The following is a 16,051-nucleotide window of genomic DNA, read 5'->3' as shown; positions in this document are numbered from 1 at the left end:
CGGGTGGGTAGGGCTTGGGCATGATGACATCTTTCCAGTGAAGACGAAGCTCCACAGGTCAGGAGTCAACCAAACCGGGGGCAGTCCCGTCCGCTCTGCGAAACGATCGTAAGTGTCAGGAAAAGCTACGGTCTCCTCGACGTCATGCAGCGCTCAGACAACGAAGAGCGTCAGTGGATCCTTCACGCCGTAGCCGTTCCGGAGCTCCGCCATGCCCCGAAACGCTACTGCGATCCGCAGTCTCAAGTGAAGAGGCTCACGCCACCTGGACCAACCAACAGTCCCACGACGATGAGCACAATACCCCAGAGAAGCTGGCGTCGAAATAGCGCGACAATGCCTGCAATAACGAGGATTACCGCAATGATCCAGAGAATTGTTGCCATGGTGCTGCTCCATTTCATTCATTGCCGACGGGCCGTACGCCCACAGCGGTTTTCGATCTGTTAAAGCGAACGTACCCCCTGCTTGGTCTCTGACCTTGTGTTTTATCCAGAATGTCGTGGAGGGGAGATTTTGTCATTAGTTGTTAGTGGCCATGCGAAACGGCCAAGAGGACCCAAACATTAGACAGGTGGGACTGCTAACGGTTCAGTTGACTCGTCTTGTTTGGGGTTTTCAGGAGGGACCCTCTACGAGACAGTCGGTGGGCATCCGTCGACGCTTCTTCGTGTGCGTTAGATGTCGTTCTTCAAGCCGTAATGCTCGGCACATCAGGCTGCTATGAATTGGCCGGTGTTCTGAACGCCCAACGCCCGACCGGTCTCTGAGGGGCCGGCGGCCTCGGCGACCGACGTGAAGGCCAGTCCGTTGTCGGCCACACTGACTGTGGTGGCGATGACCAGCATGATTGCCGCCGCAGCATTCCACTGCAAGCCGCCTGCTGCGGCGAGCAGCAGCATGACTGCTGCCGCGCTGATGGCAACCCGGCGCAGCACTCCGACTCGACTATCTAGACGATCGCTGATCGAGCCCACGATGATCCGTCCGAACGCGCCCAAAAACTGTGGAAGCTCGATAACGACGCCGGCTGCTACTGGGCTGTGTGCTTCATTATGGACGTGTTCTCTCGGATGATCGTGGGCTGGCGGTGCACAGCGCAGGTGCGCACCGAGATGATCCTCGACGCGATCGAGATGGCAAGGTGGGGTCGCGGCACCCACCACAAGGATGTGCACTGTGACAGCGACGCAGGCAGTCAATTCATGTCCATATGATGCGGCGAACGACTCGCCGAGACGGTGAACGGATAATACAAGGCCGAACCCGTTCGCGGCCCGCACGCCCGGGCGCGTGGGAACCGGTCGAGGACCTCGAGCTGGCAACGCTTGGATGGGTGTACTGGCGTAACACGCAGCGTCTCGACGGCTACCTCGGCGATATCCCACCCGCCGAGTTCGAGCAGACGTTCTGAGCTGGACAAACCAACCACAAACCTCTGGTCGAAATCAAATAGCGCGAGTCTCCATGAGACCCAGCGCGCATTAGCTGACTTGTCTGGCGATAGCTGGCTTGGAGCAGGTCGGGGTTCAAAATCTGAGGCTGCGCCGCCGAGTAGCGGCGCGAGCGGATTGCTCACGCTGGCCCCAAATCCTGTGATGGGCGCAAGCTATCTCAGGCAGTCAACAGCCTAAGTTTGTTTTTTCTTGGTCCAGTTGAAGCACGACGACGATGTTTTGGACGGTGGCAGCATCCGGGTTGTAGCCCCCGGGCCTGTAGCAGCTCACAAGCACCAAACGGTTGGGGATGACGTTAGTGAGTTCGTCGTTGGTCTTGTATTCCGCTTTGTTCAACCTAAGGGTTTTCTGTGCGACGTAGCAGAGCGTGCCGTTTGCCGTACTAATGCTCGCGACGGCTCCGGGCTGCAGGTTTTTGAGTTCATTGAACACGGCCACATCGACCCAGGAATGTCCGTAGAGGTAGACCGTGTTGGCCGCGTCTGTCCCGGTCAGCCCGTCCGGAATAGTTGTGTCCCAGGAAATCATAGAGAGTTCGGGCGGATCGAAGCCATCGTTTTCGTCAATCATCTCCTGGGTGTACTCGGAAACGGATCCGTCGAGCCCGATCGAGGGGACTTTGAGGCGAAGAGGTGCGGATGCCTGGACCACGATGTCAGCGGTGGGTACTGCCGACGGCGCAACCGGCGTTGCAGGTGCCATCCGGCTAATTGTGGGCGTCGGTGTATTCGCTGGGGCCGTGCCTAGGCCGGGCGAGCTGAGAAAAATCCCTCCAAGCGACAGCGCACAGAGAAGTGCTGCCCCCCCCCGCCGAGCAGCGTCTTCCTAGTGATGGGCACCCATCCGGCGGGCGGTGAGTGCCGCCGTCAACAACCCGGCGAGCAGAAGCACGCCGACTCCCAGGCCGCCGGGAAAACCGGCGTCCTTTGCGATGTGAGTGAAGCCGTCGGTCTTAGCGTCATGCAGTGTGTTCTTCGCCAGTGGCGATGCCGTCGGAGGTGCTGGCGTCGGCGCCGTCGCCGAGGCGAGCGCAATGTTTGTCAGTGACGCGGTGCAGGTTACGACCGATCCGCCGCCGTTGGCGGTGTTGTTGCACTGGTTGATCGAGACTGCAAGTTGCGCACTCATGGTGGAAGGGGGCACCGTGCAGGTGACCCGGTCCGGCGCGCCTCCACCGTTGGTGGACCCGTTGCACTGAGTGATTGTGGCGCCTGACGTGCTGGCAGGAAACGGATCGCAGTTTAGGGTGGGCGCGGTGCCCTCTGCTCCAGATCCGTTGCATTGGTCGACCGTTGCTCCGGAGACACCCGTTGTCGAAGCTCCGGTGATGTTGTTGGTGATGGACACGTTGCAGATCACGCTGGCGCCGCCGCCGTTTGCCGCATAGTTGCACTGATTTACGGATGTTGTAAGGGCGTTATACGACGTTGTCGAGGTCGTGCAGGTCGGCTCTGTGTTAGCTGCGCTGTGACATTCTTTGATGATGACCGTGGAACTCGCCACCCCGGTGGCGACGTTGAGATTGTTGGTGACGGTCACGTCACAACTGAGCCCTAAACCGCCGGTGTTATCGACGTTGTTGCACTGAGCGATCGTTTGGGCGGCCACGGCGGGGCCCCCCGATGGCGCGAAAGTCAACCCCAGTACCGCGATCAGCAACGCCGCGGCCAGAACTGAAACTTTTTTCAACGACGTACCGAAACGAGTTGAGCCGGTGGAAACAGAGTGAGACACAACGGCGTTCATGGTGCTCCCTCAATAGAACGCTAGGTTACTACAGTTCAAAGCCGATCAAGGCGCGGGTACCTGAGGGTCCACTTTGGCGCTGGAGTTTCTGCCGCACTTCAATGTTTGCGCAGTGTCGCCGACGGAAATATCCTGGTCTGGTCGTCTCGATTTGCAGGTGGCTTTGGCTAGTCCTTTTTGCTGCTGAGCTAACCACTCGAGGGGACGTCATTGGGAGAAGGGTCACGTCCCGCTGAGGGATGGAGTTTCTCAACTTAGATTGCCCGTGACACCCCGTCAAGACCGAAGTGGGTCCGGCTTAGATTGCCCTGGTGGGTCCCACTAACGCTGCCATAGCCACAACCGGGTCAGTCGCCCTACCTTCGAAATACAGCTCGGCGTGGTCTTTGGGTTGATGGTCATCTCATCGAGAGAGACCTTAAACAGGTCAAGACGTTCGTTGAAGCCCGTTCAACCGCGATGGTGGCTGGCGCAGTGACGTCATATTTTGAGCTCTATCCTCGTACCACGAAAGGACATCATGCACGCCTCCGATACGCTCCGCACGAACTTGCAGTCCATTCTTGTCGACTTGATTGCGCTGCATCTGCAGGGCCAGCAGGCGCACTGGAACATCGTTGGACCGAACTTTCGTGACTTGCACCTGCAGCTCGATGAAATCGTCGGGGAGGTGCGTGTATTCTCTGATCAACTGGCCGAACGCTTGCGCGCCCTTGACGCGCAGCCCGACGGACGCATCGAAACCGTCACTGCGACCACGCACTTGCCGAGCTTTCCCGTTGGCGAGGTACTCACCACGGACGCGGTCAACCTCATCACGCAACGCCTGAATCTCACCGTAGAGAACATGCGGGTTGTGCACGATAGCGTCGACGAGGAAGATCCCATCAGTGCCGATATTCTTCACGTTTTCATTGAGAAATTAGAGCAGTACGCCTGGATGGTCAGCGCCGAGAATCGGCAGCCGCAATCGGCGGCGCAGAACTAAGCCCAAGCTCAGGCTTCGACGGGTTCAACTTCAACGAGCTGATCCGTATTGTGTTCGAGGACGGTGGCTCCCCGGAGCATCCTTGGTGCGTCATTGTTGCCGAAGGCCTCGAAAACGACTGCTTCAGCGTCCATGAGGTTGCTCTGAATGGAAGATGCGGAGAGAACTCGTGTGCCACGTCGGAAAGCTGAGCCGTATAGATAAGGACAACGTCGTGGGATGTGCGTCACTGTACTAACTGGTTTGGTTCGCCAGTGTGCACAAGCCAGGCACCTTCCAGGCTCCTGATACGGTGAACGGAACTTAACCGAACGGGGAATTCATGAATAGGGGAACGCTCTTCGCAGCCGTCGCGGCGTTGGCTGTGATCCTGACCGGTTGTTCCTCGAATGGGCCTCAGGCGAATATTCCGGCTCCAGCGGTTACCCCAACGACCATAGAAGAGAAAGAGGCGAGCCCCGAAACTCGTGCCACGCCGGACCATTTGGTTGTGTCTGCGAGTAGTATCCAGGTCGTCCTGGACGATGGAACGATTGGCGATGAGTTCGGTTATTTCGAACCCATTGAACCGGTGGCCGCTGCGCTCACGGCTGTATTCGGGGGAGAACCCGTCATGACCACCTATGAAGGCATCCCTTCGGTTGACTACGACTGGATCGGAGTGTCGATCGGCACGGACGGGCCTGCGCAACGTCCCAGCAGTCCGGAAATCATCATGCACGTGACGGCGGCAGAGGTTGACGGAATAGGAATCGAGACCGTTGACGGTATCCAAGTCGGTGATCCGGTAGCTGTTCTAGAAGCCTCAAATCCTTCACATCGTTGGCAGCGTGATGGCGTAGAGGAGTTGGTGATCGAGGTGAATTCGGTTCCTGTTACCTCTGATGACAACGAACGAACGTTCTCTGTGGAGCTCAGGTCTTTTCCCTCTGACGGCCCCGTAACCCAGTTTGCTGCCCCGATTAAGAACTTTGAATAGTGGACTAAGGATGTTTCTTCGGTTTGATTAGCGGCTGCCTTTCCACCATCGGCGAAGGTGAATCCTGCAGATCACATTGTCGTTTGTGCCTCTGCCATTGATGAGCCCCATAGGTCGGGGACACTGGTGCGAAGCGTGCGAAGCGTGCGGAGGGCGCTGGGATGCGTCCACCCTGCCAGCTTGGGATTCCGTGGCAAGACCGATTGCGTCCAGGACGGTCATGCTCTGTCAGCTTCACGTATGAGGTCCGGTACCACGACCACGGGACATCGGACGTGTGGCACCACATGCTGGCCCACCGATCCAAGAAGTACTCCGGCTAACCCGCCATGTCCTCGCGATCCGACCACCAGCATCGCTGCATCTTCCGCGGTGAACAGGAGGACCTCTGCTGGATGCCCCTCGACTGCCTCGCTGGTGATCATCACATCATGCCCGCGTGACGCGTTTTCAGCCAGTTGAGCGACCGCGCGGGTTGTTGCCGTCGACAACTCACGGGCCATATCCTCTGGCGGATTCATTCCCAGTGTTCCGATCCCGTCAGCATCATAGATCTGCGGTTCCTGCCAAGTCATGACCACATGCATAGGCACACCGCGCAGTTGTGCCTCATTGACCGCCCAATCCAATGCAGCCTCCGACCCGGCCAACCCGTCAACTCCAACCACGATTCGTCCAAGACTGTGTCGGACTTCAGTAACCCTAACCTGCGCCTCGTCCGGGTTGTTCGAACCCCCCATCCCGTAATAGTTACTGCTGCTTTCATGCATGAGCTCCTCCTTACGAATCACCTGCGCCATGACGTGAATACGATGGGTAGCTGATCATCGGTTTGGGATATCGGCAAAGACGGCGGCTTCGCTGATGCCGGACTCTTTGGTACGGCTCAGCAAGGTCCGGCGATAGCCAGCGGCCAAATCTCGCGTATGACTCTGTTCTGGTTTGTTTCTAGCACATGGTGTGCTCGCCGGCATCGCGGTGGCCGAGGTAGGCCTCCAGCTCGGTATCCAAAAAGAGAGCATTGAACCGTCTGTAAGTCTTTCTTGTGGCTGGCCTGGGGCTGGCTGGCTAGATTGGTGCTGGTTCTACTGACCGGGCGTGACTCGTGAACCGTCTGACCCCCGCGGGGTGTCTTGCCAGGGATCTGTCCACTCGGTTAGGAGGGCCGGTGTCTTTCTGGCCCACCACGATGACTTGATTAGAAGCTTGCCCGACGTTCACGTCGTGGCCCCTTACAGGCATGTCTCGCAGTGATCTTCTCCCGGGCTGACGCCGGCAACGACGTCCACCCACCATCAGGAGGCACCGCATGTCCATCGTCGCAGATCACTACAGAACCGTCGTGGGAGTCGACACCCACGCAGCCACCCATACCTACGCCGTCGTTGAGTCACCCTCGGGGAAGCTGCTCGACCAAAAGACTTTCCCGACGACGCCAGCCGGGTTGTCGCGGGCAACCGTGTGGATCAGACGCCGAGCAGACGGCAACGCAGAGACAGTCTTGATCTCAGCCGAGGGCACGGGCTCCTACGGAGCTGTCATGGCACGACGCCTCACCGAGGCGGGCTATCGGGTCGTCGAGGCCCCGAGGCCCCGACGCCCTCCGCCAAACGTCTCCGCGGCAAGGGTAAAACCGACAGCCTCGACGCCATCACCGCTGCCCGTTCAACTCTGATCATGGACATCGAACGGCTCCGAGATCGTCGCGCCGGCGAAGTCCAGACAGCACTGAAGCTCCTGACAGTAGGCCGAGAGCAGATGAACGCAGACCGGCTCCGGACCCTCAACGCATTGACCGCACTGATTCGGGCCCACGACCTCGGCATCGACGCTCGCCATGCCCTCACGCCGGGACAGATCGTCACGATCTCCTCCTGGCGGCACCGGGACGAACCCCTCGGCTCGACCATCGCCCGAAGCGAAGCCGTCCGCTCGGCCAAACGGATCCTCACCCTCGACACCGACCTCAAAACCAACAGGCTGCAACTCACCAACCTCGTCGACGAACATTCCCCAGCCCTCATCGCGATGCCAGGTATCGGAGCCGTCACCGCAGCGATGATCATGACAGTGTGGTCCCACCCCGGCCGGATCAGATCCGAGGGTGCTCTGGCGCAAATCGCGGGCACCTGTCCGATCCCCGCGTCCTCAGGGAAAACGATCCGGCACCGCCTCAACCGCGGCGGCGACCGCCAGCTCAACAGAGCGATTAACACCATCGCACTCACCCGCATGCGCACCGACGCCGCCACCCGCGAATACGTCCTGAAACGCCTCGCGGAGGGACGCACGAAAAGAGAGATCATGCGCTGCCTCAAGCGCTACATCACGAGACAGATTTACCGCACCCTGGCTGCAGCAGCCTCATCGCCAACCGCTTGACAAACATAGAAGCATCCCTGATTTCCTGCCGCTTTCTTTCTGGTGAAAGGATTCGGTTATGCCCAAGAAACACCCAACAGAGGTTCGCGAACGAGCGGTCCGTATGACTCTTGATCGTTTGAAGGATTACCCGTCAATGTGGTCCGCGTGCCGCGACTTGGCCCCCAAGCTCAACATTGGCGCCGAGACGCTCCGAAAGTGTGCCACTCAGGCGCAGGCCGGCGCCGGCGAACGCACCGGGCCCACGAACGAGGAGCTCGAGGAAATCAAACGCCTCAAGCGCGAGAACCGTGACCTGCGCGAGACGAACGACATCCTCAAAGCAGCGGCGTCTTTCTTCACGAGGGAGCTCGACCCTCGCAACCGTCCCTAGTCGCTTTCATCAGTGCTTGAAGGCGTCTTTGACCTTTTCAGCGGCCTGCTTGACATCGGCTTTCGTCTGATCAGCCTTGCCTCGGCTTCCAGCTCGTCGTCGTCGGTAACCTTACCGACCGCTTCTTTGCCCTTGCCTGCGGCATCTTGTGCCGCATTGTGGATTTTGTCTGCTCCGCTCATGAGTTCCTCCTCAATCAGGCCGTATGGCTCAATCGGCCATCTGGTGCAGTCCGCGTAAATGGATTTTGTCGTCGTCGCTAACCGGTTGACATTCGCGTCTCGGGGATGATAGCCCGGGGATAAGAACTCCACCTTTCGAACAGGAAGATGCTCATGATTGCTTCATAAGAACTCGGTGACAACCTTCAGGCCAACCCAAACAATCGAGCTGATTGTCGCCGGTCTGGAAGGCACGACGACAACGATCCGCGCTGTACACGACCAGGTCGATGGTGACCTCGCCACCGCCGACATCCTCCACACCTTCCTTGAGGAGCTCGAACAATACTCCTGGATGGTAAGTGCCGAAAATCGCACCCCGACCACAAGCTCACAGGACGCTGCACCGGACGCGCTGAAGAAGACATCCAAACGAAGGCCAAGAACCCCTATGAGCGCGGGTCAGTAGTACCAAAGTTTAAAACGCCGTCCGATTTCCCGGGTTCGGGGTTTCGGTCTGGGAAAATTGGGTATGAGCGATTCTGATGGTCTGTTCCCCGCGGCGGAACTCGAGCACGTGGACCTGATCGTCGATGACGGCGTTGAGGCTGGCGCCGGCGTGAACAAGCGGTTCCGGGCGTTCGAACCGAACGCGGTGATGCTGGTACCGCCGTCGTTGGATGAGTGGTTACCGCAAAATCACCTGTCTCGTTTCATCGCGGACATCGTTGAGACGCAGCTGGATTTGAAGAAGTTCTACGCGTCCTACGCGAAGTCGAAGGGCCAGCCGCCGTATGACCCGCGCCTGATAGTCCGGGTACTGCTGTACGGATATTGCGTTGGCGTTCGCTCGTCACGCGAGTTGGAACGGGTCTGCGTCGACGTCGTCGCTTTTCGTTGGTTGGCGGCGCAGCAGGCCCCGATTTTCGCTCCATCGCCCGGTTCCGCAAACGCCACCTCTCCAGCCTCGGGAACGTGTTCTTGCAGGCGTTGGAACTGTGCCGCGCCGCCGGGATGGTCTCGCTCGGACAGGTCGCGTTGGACGGCACAAAGGTGCGCGCCAACGCGTCCCGGCGGAAGGCGATGAGCTACGCCCGCCTGACGGAGAAGCAGAAAGTCCTCGCCGATGAAGTCTCCGCGTTGCTGGCGGATGCGGACGCGATCGATTACGCGGAGGATGCCCGGTTCGGGAAAGACAAACGCGGCGACGAACTGCCGCCCGAGCTCGCCCGGCGGGAATCACGCCTGGTGAAACTGGCCGAAGCGCGCGCCGCGCTGGAGGCAGACGCTGCCGTCCGAGCGCGGAAAGAGGCGGAGAAGAAGGCCCGGGACAAGGGCGATGACGACGATACGGTCGCGCAGAACGGTGACGACGCGGCCAAGAACGCGGTCGTTGCTCCGAAGGCGCAACGCAACTTCACCGACCCGGATTCTCGGATCATGAAGACCGCCGACGGGTCCTTCCACTACGCCTACAATGCGCAAGCCATCGTCGATGCCGACCATCAAGTCATCGTCGCTACGACGCTGACGAACATTGGCGTCGACGTTGAACAGGGCGTACCGATGATCGAGAAACTCGCGGCCACGACCGGTGTCATGCCCCGGCAGATCCTGGCGGATGCCGGGTATTGTTCAGCAGCAAATCTGGACTACGTGAAGACTGTTGAAACAACCAGTGCCGGCCGGACCGAGGTTTTCATCGCGACCGGCCGGGTGAAGCACGGTGAACATGTCCCCGACGTTCCCCGCGGCCGGATCCCGGCCAATGCGACCTTGCGGGAACGCATGGCACGGAAGTTGAAAACGAAGAAGGGCCGCGCCGTTTACGCACGGCGCAAAGCGATCGTGGAACCCGTCTTCGGGCAAATCCACACTCGGCAAGGCAAATTCGTCTTGCTCCGAGGGCTGGAGCAAGCAGCGCACGAGTGGGACCTGATCGCTGCCTGCCACAACCTAATGAAGCTGCACACCATGCAAACCAAAGCACTCCTCACCACGCCAAGCGCCCTGACGGCTCGACCCGCCGCCTAAAGAACGGGCAGGACCGCCCTGACTGGCGGAACCTGCCCGGCACCAGACCGCGTTCCGCACACCTGGCCCTATTTTGGATCGGCACAGAACGATCCGACGGTGAAACCATCGGAAATCGTCTTCAGCACAGCCCCAGCCCGACCCAACCGCGCCAGCCCAAAAACTGGCTGATCAACACGGAATAGGCGTTACTGACACACGCTCCTAGACCTTACGGCCCACAGTTTCAACCCGTTCCCAAAGAAATAATCGAGGCCTACGCTCGCCCACTATCAAATGAATAAACGAGTGGAAGGAAATATCGTGTCTGAGACAAATGCCGAAGGACAGTCTCCCCTGAACGAAGGAACCCTCCCGGACCAGGATCGTGAGAGCCTCATCGACCCCAACCTCGACCCGGACAAGGAAGACAAAGAGACCGAGGAAGAAGAAGAGGAAGAAATAGAAGCCGACGGGCCGGTACGAGAAGACCCGGAACCTCTCGACCATTGAGTGTTCTCACGGCGGCCAGCGGGATGGTTCGTCTACATTCCTACATTCCGGAAGCGATTTTTCCATACCCCTGGCACAGGCCGACGAGGAGGGTGTTCTCCGTCGGGAGGGTGGATAATTCATGTCAGAAATGAGCCGTAATGCCCCAAGGCATGACGAAGACAATCCGGTAACGAAGTATCGGACAGAAGGGTTTCCCGAGCAGCAGCAAGACCAGCCCGGACTTACCCGAGCGATGGTTCCGCGGCCCGACCACGGGGAAAACACCTACATTGGTTCCGGGCGGCTCGCCGGGCGGGTGGCGCTCATCACTGGAGGAGATTCGGGCATCGGGCGTGCGGTCGCTCTTGCCTATGCTCGTGAAGGCGCTGACGTCGCCATCGCCTACCTGCCAGAAGAGCAGGCCGATGCCGACGAGACAAGCGAACTCGTCCGCAGCACAGACAGGCAAGCACTCTTACTGCCCGGGGATCTTCGCAATGAGGACTTCAGCCGAAGCCTTCCCGCAGCCGTCATTGAGAAGTTGGGCGGCCTCGACATCCTGGTACTCAACGCCGCATACCAGCAGAACAGGGACGGACTGGAAAACCTCACCACCGACGAATTCACCCGAGTCATGGAAACCAACCTGTACTCCACGCTATGGATCACCAGCGCGGCATTACCGCACCTGCACCCCGGTGCGTCAATTATCACAACCTCCTCGATTCAAGCATTCAACCCCTCGCCGAACCTGATCGACTATGCGATGACGAAAGCAGCCCTCGTCGCCTTCGCCAAAGCATTGGCACTGCAAGTTGGACGCAGAGGAATTCGAGTGAACGCGGTGGCGCCCGGTCCTATCTGGACCCCTTTGATCCCGGCCACGGCCTGGCCGAGCAAACTGCCCACCTTCGGGCAAGACACGCCTCTGGGACGTGCAGGGCAGCCCGCAGAACTCGCGCACGCTTACGTGTACCTTGCCTCATCGGACGCATCCTATGTATCCAGGGCGGTCCTTCCCGTCACGGGAGGCAAAGGTCTCGAACCAGATTCAGAGAAAGGAATACTGAAATGCCAGGCGCAAAGAACTCCCGTCTCAAAGATCCAGAACTCTACGAAGAACTTCGAGACGACGGAGCCTCCAAGGAAAAAGCAGCACGCATTTCCAACGCCGCTGCAAAGAAGGGCCGCTCCACCATCAGCCGCAAAGGCGGGGAGTCTGGTTCCTATGAGGACTGGACAGTGGCCGACCTGCACAAAAAGGCGAAAGAACTCGGCTTTTCCGGTTACTCGCGTCAGAAGAAAGCAGACCTGATCGAGAGTATTCGAAACCACTAGCACGGCGGCTTGCAATGCTTGACCCGGCCCAAAGCCCACGAGCCGAGGACGGCCGCGAGGAAACTCCTGATGAGCAGTTCGATCGAAACTGGGAAGAGATTCTCCAAGAATTGCGAGTCACCCAGACGGGAACCCAGATCATCAGTGGCTTCCTACTGACTCTTGCGTTTCAGCAACGATTTAAGGAACTCACCAGCTTCCAGATCATCGTATATCTTGTGTTGGTCCTTCTTGCTGCTGCGGCGACCGCTATCGGACTCGCACCGGTGAGCTTGCATCGAACGCTGTTTCGTCGTCACGAGAAAAAGCGGATGGTTGCGATAGGGAACCGTCTCCTCAAAATAACCCTGGTCGTCGTTGCGCTACTCACCGGGGGTGTCGTAATGTTCATCTTCGACGTCGTAGGGGGGATCCTCACAGGTATCGTGGCAGGCGCTGCGGTATTCGTGTTACTCGCCCTCGTTCTTGTCGTGCTGCCTTGGTCTGCCCGACGCCCAATTACAACCTAGGCACCGCAATTACCCACCCGTCATAAGTGAAATCTGTCAGCCACCTGAAGGCTGTTTGTTTGCACAGTGCATAGTTGCTCAAAAATCAAGCACCCCCCAAAAAGGGGTGAGAGCGAGTATGTTTCGAGAAGGGCGAGAAACGGTTTTTTACGATCGCCACTCATAGGACGGACGGTTTCGCTCTATGAGGCAAACTGAATTCAAGGGCCATGGTGAGCCTGACAATGTCGTTGGGATCCCCTATATCTGACGGGAGAAATCTCATGAAAAGAGCTTTGCGAGAGGTCGACCCCCTCGGCCGAGATTCGAGGCCGTCAAAGCCGCAGTTGGCTGTTCGATCGATCGCGGCCGAGTCGGACGAGGTCCTCCGCACGTGGCTGAGCGAAGTGAGTGGCACCCTTCACGCCCGCAAGGAAGCCGTGCCACGCTATCGACGCTCAACCTGAGGTCGAGAAATCAAAGTATACAAACGAGCGGCAGCAGAACACTTGACCTATAAAAAGGGGGCCTCATAGTGGAGGCATTCTTCGGAGACGACGATTCGATCATCTCCAATCGCGGAAGACGACTGAGCCCGCCCAGTCGACCCCTCGGTGCGCCCCCAACGGCCAAACGGGGTGAACTGCTCATCTACCGCCCACGCGCGGAAACAGAAACCGCGACCCGCACGACCGACGTTCCGGCGCCGGAATCGACAACTGCACCGGACAAGAAGATCGTCGTCGTATACGGTGGCCGCAATTTCGTTGCCACCCCGGACATGGTCGCCTGTTTTCTACGGCACGCACGACGCATTGTCACAAGCCATGAATCGGGGCTGGCCGTGCTGTTACATTCGGGAGGCGTGGAACTGCTATTCATCGCAGACACGATCCCATTCACCGTGGGTGACATGTGGGATCATCGTCCCGGCGGTCACCAAATTGATGACACCGGGCTTGTCCGCCGTTTGCTTTAAGTCTCTGGAATGGGTCTGCTCATGCTTGCGATCGCACCGGTTGTCACAGGGATGGCTTTACCGCAAATCGGTGGGAAACCCGGAATCGGGAATCGTTCCTGTTCCAGCTCTGGTACCCCTTGCATTGAGTGCCGGCACATGATCGGGTTAACTATGGGAACCTTCTGCGTGACACATCCCACAGGGTATGTGTTGTTACGGTGAGATGGCGTTGTGATGGATGACTTCCAAGCAATGGCACTGGATCAGTGTTAACGCCGACCCAAAATAGGGCCAGTATCGCCGATTGAAAATAGGGCCACCAACCACTATGGAGGGAAAACAAGAACCCCACCACCATCTCGGCACGATGCCGGAACGCCGCGGCACCCAGGTTCTCACAAACTCTTCTCAGAACAGTATTCTTGCATCATCCGGCAAAGACGGATTCCGAGAACTGAAACGGTGCCTCATGCTCATCGGCTACGCCCGCGTCTCCACGACCGACCAACACCTTGACCTGCAACAAGACGCCCTGACCGCCGCAGGCTGCGAAAAGATCTTCAGCGACGTCATCAGCGGCGCGAAGGCCTCCCGTCCGGGGCGGGATAAGGCCCTCGAACAACTCCGCGATGGGGACACCCTCGTCGTCTGGAAACTCGACAGACTTGGGCGCAGCGTGAAGAACCTGATCGCGTTCACCGACCAACTCCAAGCCGCAGGGGTCGGATTCCGGTCCCTCACCGACCAGATCGACACCACCACCCCGGCCGGCCGGTTCTTCTTCCACGTCATGGCATCCCTCGCCCAGATGGAACGAGAACTCACCATCGAGCGGACCCGAGCCGGACTTGAAGCCGCACGCAAGAACGGGCGTCAACCCGGCCGGAAACGTCTCATGACCGACCGCAAAATCATGGCCGCCAAGCAATTGCTCGCCCAAGGCACCTCCGCGGCCGACGTCGCCCACAACGTCGGCGTTTCAATCCCGACTCTTTACCGATGGATCCCCGCCACTGACCGCTGAACGGAAAAGGGAGCTTGAACTACGCTAACCAGCCACCAAAAATCGGCTTAGCGTAGTTCAAGCTCCGAATTCTCAAACGCTCCCATTCGGCTTCCGGGGCGTCGTCGTCGGCCTGTGGGGTGTGAGGAAGCGCGAGGTACTGTTCCGGGGTCAGCCCACCGCGGCCGCCCGACTGGAAGACGTGTCGCTCACCCAGCCGCACCACGGGCCAACGGGATTGGTCATTGACTAGGAACACGGGCGCGCCGGGCGCGAGGTAGGTTCCGAGAAAGTGGGCGTACGCCTCGGGAAGATCGAGCCATTTAGTGCGGAAGTAGGTCATCCGCGAGGTCATGAGTTCGTCTTGAGCCGAGTCGTGCATTTGGTGTAACCCGACGTCCGGGTTCGCCGTCAGCAATCCCGGCGCAACTCGCCGCCCGAAGTCGAGAGCCTGGTCCGGCCGCTGGGGATCACCGAGTCGATGCACGGGGATGAGTACGGTCTGCGGCAGCCACGGCACCTGCAGTGCGGCGGCCAAGTGGGTCAGCGCACCGTTGCTTGCTCCTATGAACACGGCTGGGTATTGACGGTGTGGGTACGCGTCAGCGAACCTCGCCGCGACTGCGGCGAGGTTGACACGTCCAAGGTCATCAGGATTGATGTCCTCGGCGCCGCCAATGCGTGTGTAGATCTGGCGGAGGATCGGCCACGGCAACTGGCCGGCCGCCCGAACGCCGACACCCTTGATAGTCGAGCTACCGAGATTGGGGAAGGCACGCTGTTCGAGCGCCGCCACCGTCGCCGCGTGCAGGACGCTCGCGGAGTCGAATGACGCGACAACCCTATTGGGATCAAGGGTCGTTTCAGTCATCGTGTGAGGTCCTCAATGATCTTCGCGAAGCCCGACTCGTCGCCAACCGGCCACGAGTACGATGCACCGTTCATCTGCAGGAAGCGCCCGCCGGCGAGTCGCGCGAGTTCGGCCGCCCACTGCGCGGAGCCCAGCCGGTCATGCTCGGAATGGATGATCGTGACGTGGGAACGGACCTGCGGAAGAATCTCCTCGAGCGGAAGGGCGGCGATTGCAGATTTCCATCCGCGTACGATCCGCCACAGACCCGCGTGCGCCCAATCGGGTATCGAAGCGAGAAATCCCGGTTCCTCGTCACCGCCTCCGCCGTCCCCATCCTTCGGCGCAGCCCACACCCTCAGCAGGGTGAGCTGGTCGCGGTTGCAAGGATCGACGGTGGGGCTGACGAGAAGAAGACTCCGCACAAGATCGCTCTGAGCCGCTGCGATTCGCAAAGCGTCAGCGGCAGGCTTAGCGTAGCTGCGCACCGCCAACCCAGGCACGATCACGATACGGGTTGGTCTGGGTATGCTTCCGTTCTACAGGTCTTGCCATGGTTGACCCAACCAGGTGGAGTGGATGGGCTCGCCGGAGACGGTGGCCGAACGGTCTCCAACGATTTCGCGGGGAGCGGCGATCGCCCTCCGCCTGCTGGCCCCCGCCACGATCTCGATCGCCCTTCTCGCGCCGGCAGTACTGCAACGGCGGGGAGGATGAGCACTAGCGTTCTAGAGGCCCTTGCCGCCGGTGACCGGCAGGACCGCGCCGGAGATGTACGATCCCTCGTCGGAGGCGAGCAGCACGTAGGCAGGGGCGA

General features: G+C 59.5%; 18 protein-coding genes and 5 pseudogenes. 13 read left to right on the top strand and 10 right to left on the bottom strand.

What is annotated here, in order from left to right:
* Positions 1-242 precede the first annotated feature (242 nt).
* Positions 243-386 (bottom strand): GPGG-motif small membrane protein, encoded by a 144-nt coding sequence (locus tag CXY80_RS19655; protein WP_199182204.1) that lies wholly within the window; start codon positions 384-386, stop codon positions 243-245.
* Positions 387-713: 327 nt separating this feature from the next.
* Entirely contained in the window at positions 714-1,001 is a 288-nt protein-coding gene (locus CXY80_RS20620; protein WP_369828594.1) for a hypothetical protein, read from the bottom strand.
* On the opposite strand from CXY80_RS20620, the pseudogene CXY80_RS01605 reads away from it, so the two are divergent.
* A pseudogene (locus tag CXY80_RS01605) lies at positions 1,002-1,414 on the top strand (DDE-type integrase/transposase/recombinase); the annotation flags it as partial.
* 208 nt (positions 1,415-1,622) lie between these two features.
* Here the strand turns inward: CXY80_RS01605 and CXY80_RS01600 are convergent.
* Together CXY80_RS01600 and CXY80_RS01595 are read right to left on the bottom strand one after the other, a co-directional pair.
* Positions 1,623-2,159: a class F sortase gene (locus CXY80_RS01600; protein ID WP_104131348.1), complete on the bottom strand. Its 537-nt coding sequence runs from the start codon at positions 2,157-2,159 to the stop codon at positions 1,623-1,625.
* 123 nt (positions 2,160-2,282) lie between these two features.
* Complete coding sequence (locus CXY80_RS01595; protein ID WP_146070627.1) at positions 2,283-3,203, bottom strand: hypothetical protein; 921 nt, start codon at positions 3,201-3,203, stop codon at positions 2,283-2,285.
* Between the two features lie 520 nt (positions 3,204-3,723).
* Between CXY80_RS01595 and CXY80_RS01590 the strand changes: the two genes are divergently transcribed.
* Entirely contained in the window at positions 3,724-4,191 is a 468-nt protein-coding gene (locus CXY80_RS01590) for a Dps family protein (RefSeq protein WP_104131346.1), read from the top strand.
* Between the two features lie 8 nt (positions 4,192-4,199).
* Here the strand turns inward: CXY80_RS01590 and CXY80_RS20385 are convergent, their stop codons facing one another.
* Positions 4,200-4,325 carry a hypothetical protein gene (locus CXY80_RS20385; RefSeq protein WP_255411820.1) on the bottom strand — a complete coding sequence of 42 codons (126 nt, stop codon included), beginning with the start codon at positions 4,323-4,325 and terminating at the stop codon, positions 4,200-4,202.
* Positions 4,326-4,513: 188 nt separating this feature from the next.
* Here CXY80_RS20385 and CXY80_RS01585 point away from each other — a divergent pair, with 188 nt between their 5' ends.
* Positions 4,514-5,170: a hypothetical protein gene (locus tag CXY80_RS01585; protein ID WP_104131345.1), complete on the top strand. Its 657-nt coding sequence runs from the start codon at positions 4,514-4,516 to the stop codon at positions 5,168-5,170.
* A 218-nt stretch (positions 5,171-5,388) separates the two neighbouring features.
* Here the strand turns inward: CXY80_RS01585 and CXY80_RS01580 are convergent, their stop codons facing one another.
* The gene (locus tag CXY80_RS01580) at positions 5,389-5,940 is read right to left on the bottom strand and encodes a universal stress protein (protein ID WP_233194796.1); all 552 of its coding nucleotides are present in this window, start codon (positions 5,938-5,940) and stop codon (positions 5,389-5,391) included.
* A gap of 539 nt (positions 5,941-6,479) precedes the next feature.
* Between CXY80_RS01580 and CXY80_RS01575 the strand changes: the two are divergent.
* A pseudogene (locus CXY80_RS01575) lies at positions 6,480-7,552 on the top strand (IS110 family transposase).
* Between the two features lie 103 nt (positions 7,553-7,655).
* Positions 7,656-7,925 (top strand): hypothetical protein, encoded by a 270-nt coding sequence (locus CXY80_RS01570; RefSeq protein ID WP_146070626.1) that lies wholly within the window; start codon positions 7,656-7,658, stop codon positions 7,923-7,925.
* Positions 7,926-7,934: 9 nt separating this feature from the next.
* Here CXY80_RS01570 and CXY80_RS01565 read toward each other — a convergent pair.
* A pseudogene (locus tag CXY80_RS01565) lies at positions 7,935-8,107 on the bottom strand (CsbD family protein).
* Between the two features lie 151 nt (positions 8,108-8,258).
* Complete coding sequence (locus CXY80_RS19915; protein WP_158251777.1) at positions 8,259-8,432, bottom strand: hypothetical protein; 174 nt, start codon at positions 8,430-8,432, stop codon at positions 8,259-8,261.
* Between CXY80_RS19915 and CXY80_RS20615 the strand changes: the two genes are divergently transcribed.
* The 8 genes and pseudogenes from CXY80_RS20615 to CXY80_RS01530 all read left to right on the top strand — a co-directional run bounded on the left by CXY80_RS20615 (position 8,352) and on the right by CXY80_RS01530 (position 14,405).
* A complete protein-coding gene (locus tag CXY80_RS20615; RefSeq protein ID WP_369828595.1) occupies positions 8,352-8,555 on the top strand; it encodes a hypothetical protein in 204 nt (67 codons plus the stop codon). The genes CXY80_RS19915 and CXY80_RS20615 overlap by 81 nt on opposite strands.
* A gap of 57 nt (positions 8,556-8,612) precedes the next feature.
* Positions 8,613-10,120, top strand: a pseudogene (locus tag CXY80_RS01555) (IS1182 family transposase).
* Positions 10,121-10,423: 303 nt separating this feature from the next.
* Positions 10,424-10,612 (top strand): hypothetical protein, encoded by a 189-nt coding sequence (locus CXY80_RS19015; protein WP_146069790.1) that lies wholly within the window; start codon positions 10,424-10,426, stop codon positions 10,610-10,612.
* Positions 10,613-10,742: 130 nt separating this feature from the next.
* A pseudogene (locus tag CXY80_RS01545) lies at positions 10,743-11,636 on the top strand (SDR family oxidoreductase); the annotation flags it as partial.
* Positions 11,637-11,665: 29 nt separating this feature from the next.
* On the top strand, positions 11,666-11,932 hold the full coding sequence (locus CXY80_RS19910; protein ID WP_104195492.1) for a Rho termination factor N-terminal domain-containing protein: 267 nt from the start codon (positions 11,666-11,668) through the stop codon (positions 11,930-11,932).
* Positions 11,933-11,946: 14 nt separating this feature from the next.
* Positions 11,947-12,441, top strand: coding sequence for a DUF6328 family protein (locus tag CXY80_RS01540; RefSeq protein WP_104131341.1), 495 nt, complete (start codon positions 11,947-11,949; stop codon positions 12,439-12,441).
* Between the two features lie 514 nt (positions 12,442-12,955).
* Positions 12,956-13,399, top strand: a complete 444-nt coding sequence (locus tag CXY80_RS01535; RefSeq protein WP_104131340.1) for a hypothetical protein — start codon at positions 12,956-12,958, stop codon at positions 13,397-13,399.
* A 451-nt stretch (positions 13,400-13,850) separates the two neighbouring features.
* On the top strand, positions 13,851-14,405 hold the full coding sequence (locus CXY80_RS01530) for a recombinase family protein (protein ID WP_104131349.1): 555 nt from the start codon (positions 13,851-13,853) through the stop codon (positions 14,403-14,405).
* A 19-nt stretch (positions 14,406-14,424) separates the two neighbouring features.
* Here CXY80_RS01530 and CXY80_RS01525 read toward each other — a convergent pair whose 3' ends face one another.
* Together CXY80_RS01525 and CXY80_RS01520 are read right to left on the bottom strand one after the other, a co-directional pair.
* Positions 14,425-15,255: a hypothetical protein gene (locus CXY80_RS01525; protein ID WP_104131339.1), complete on the bottom strand. Its 831-nt coding sequence runs from the start codon at positions 15,253-15,255 to the stop codon at positions 14,425-14,427.
* Positions 15,252-15,728: a hypothetical protein gene (locus CXY80_RS01520; RefSeq protein ID WP_158251519.1), complete on the bottom strand. Its 477-nt coding sequence runs from the start codon at positions 15,726-15,728 to the stop codon at positions 15,252-15,254. The genes CXY80_RS01525 and CXY80_RS01520 overlap by 4 nt, the downstream gene beginning before the upstream one ends.
* Positions 15,729-16,051 lie beyond the last annotated feature (323 nt).

It is taken from the genome of Cryobacterium sp. M91, assembly GCF_002929615.1.
Lineage (GTDB): Bacteria > Actinomycetota > Actinomycetes > Actinomycetales > Microbacteriaceae > Cryobacterium > Cryobacterium levicorallinum.
Note: the sequence above shows the minus strand (reverse complement) of the source record. Positions and strands in the feature narration are given on the sequence as shown.

Excerpts from the sequence above, each read along its gene's own strand:
- CXY80_RS19655 (WP_199182204.1), bottom strand. The coding sequence starts at position 386 with ATGGCAACAATTCTCTGGATCATTGCGGTAATCCTCGTTATTGCAGGC.
- CXY80_RS01600 (WP_104131348.1), bottom strand. The coding sequence starts at position 2,159 with ATGGCACCTGCAACGCCGGTTGCGCCGTCGGCAGTACCCACCGCTGAC.
- CXY80_RS01595 (WP_146070627.1), bottom strand. The coding sequence starts at position 3,203 with ATGAACGCCGTTGTGTCTCACTCTGTTTCCACCGGCTCAACTCGTTTC.
- CXY80_RS01590 (WP_104131346.1), top strand. The coding sequence starts at position 3,724 with ATGCACGCCTCCGATACGCTCCGCACGAACTTGCAGTCCATTCTTGTC.
- CXY80_RS20385 (WP_255411820.1), bottom strand. The coding sequence starts at position 4,325 with ATGGACGCTGAAGCAGTCGTTTTCGAGGCCTTCGGCAACAATGACGCA.
- CXY80_RS01585 (WP_104131345.1), top strand. The coding sequence starts at position 4,514 with ATGAATAGGGGAACGCTCTTCGCAGCCGTCGCGGCGTTGGCTGTGATC.
- CXY80_RS01580 (WP_233194796.1), bottom strand. The coding sequence starts at position 5,940 with ATGCATGAAAGCAGCAGTAACTATTACGGGATGGGGGGTTCGAACAAC.
- CXY80_RS01570 (WP_146070626.1), top strand. The coding sequence starts at position 7,656 with ATGACTCTTGATCGTTTGAAGGATTACCCGTCAATGTGGTCCGCGTGC.
- CXY80_RS19910 (WP_104195492.1), top strand. The coding sequence starts at position 11,666 with ATGCCAGGCGCAAAGAACTCCCGTCTCAAAGATCCAGAACTCTACGAA.
- CXY80_RS01540 (WP_104131341.1), top strand. The coding sequence starts at position 11,947 with ATGCTTGACCCGGCCCAAAGCCCACGAGCCGAGGACGGCCGCGAGGAA.
- CXY80_RS01530 (WP_104131349.1), top strand. The coding sequence starts at position 13,851 with ATGCTCATCGGCTACGCCCGCGTCTCCACGACCGACCAACACCTTGAC.
- CXY80_RS01525 (WP_104131339.1), bottom strand. The coding sequence starts at position 15,255 with ATGACTGAAACGACCCTTGATCCCAATAGGGTTGTCGCGTCATTCGAC.